Here is a 1,443-nt window from a genome sequence, read left to right on the forward strand (position 1 = left end):
CCAGCCATCTCACCCTTTGGTGAGGTGGTTGGCAATCTTCTTTATGTTCTGTGCTACAGCTGTCATCAGCGCTTGTTCGTTAGCGCCCTTCAAGCTACGCAGCCGGCAGTAGCGAAGCCCGTGGAGTTGTTTCGCATCCGCAAAGCTTCGCTCTATTGTTTCTTTTCTCTTTTTATAAATAACCTTTCCTTCTGGAGAAAGGCGATTTTCTCTAACTTTTTCTTTACTGCCCTCCCAAACATGTCGAGTGATCATCTTTTTGTGGTTTTGAGCAGTTGTACATTGAGAAAGTAAAGGACAACTTTTACAAGTCTCAGGGTTAGAATGATATTGTCGGTACCCTTCACGATTAGTGGTAGAATAAGTCAACGTTTCAGCGTTTGGACAAGTATAAGTATCAGATTCAACATCATATGTATACTTCCATTTTGGAAACAAACCTTTTTTAGATGAAAAGCGTCGATGAGCAATCACACCCATGATTTCTCTCTTATCAAGCCCATGACAAATAGGCACAGTCAAGTAACCAGCATCAAGACCAACTGCTTCTAAATCAAAACCAAACCGCTCGCATTGACGATCTAAACGATCTAAATAAGGTCGAGAATCATGAACATTACCAGGTGTCACATGCACATCCGTAATGATATTAAATTTGAGATCGGTCGTACGATGGTCCAAGTAGAAGAAGCCCTCGGGCTTCCCATCCCGGAACATATAACCACTATCTTTATCGGTTGTGCTAACCTTAATTTCCTTTCCTTCCACCTCCTTGACCTTTTTTGGTAAGGGCTTTTTTCCATGAGCTTTTCGATCCTCCTCAATAGCTTGATCTAATTCCTTAATATAATCTTGAGTCTCTACTTGAACCGTTTCTTTCACAAACTTACGCTTGTTTGCATTTGCCTTTAAATGAGTAGAATCCGTAAATAGTACACGCCCTCCTACCATACGGTGTTCGACTGCCAGAAGGACCACTTCATCAAAAACATCTTGAAAAACCGTTGTATCTTTGAACCGTTTATGACGATTAAAGCTAATTGTGGAATGATGGGGCACAGAATCTGTTAAACCCAGCCCTAAGAACCAACGGTAAGCTACGTTGGTTTGAATCTCTTTTTCAAGTTGTCTTTCGGAACGAATCCCGTAAAGGTATCCAATAAACATCATCTTAAATAACATGACAGGATCGACCGGAGGACGGCCGTTATCTTCACTATAAAAAGGTCTTACTTTATCATAAATAAACGAGAAATCAATTGTAGCATCAATCTTTCGCAGTAGATGATCCTCTGGAACAAGTTGATCAATTGAAACCATTTCTAATTCAATTTGTTTTTCACGGATAGGACGTAACATATGATCACCTCACGATTATTCTATCTATATTATACTATATTCACCTGAATAATCGGATTAATAGCTACAAAAAAAGGCTATTGA

1 protein-coding gene is annotated in these 1,443 nt (G+C 39.7%); it reads right to left on the minus strand.

The window, feature by feature from the left end; translation table 11 throughout:
- Positions 1–9: 9 nt before the first annotated feature.
- A complete protein-coding gene (locus SAY88_RS24495; RefSeq protein WP_332635058.1) occupies positions 10–1,359 on the minus strand; it encodes an IS1182 family transposase in 1,350 nt (449 codons plus the stop codon).
- Positions 1,360–1,443: the final 84 nt, after the last annotated feature.

Source organism: Halalkalibacter flavus, from assembly GCF_036663575.1.
Lineage (GTDB): Bacteria > Bacillota > Bacilli > Bacillales > Bacillaceae_D > Halalkalibacter > Halalkalibacter flavus.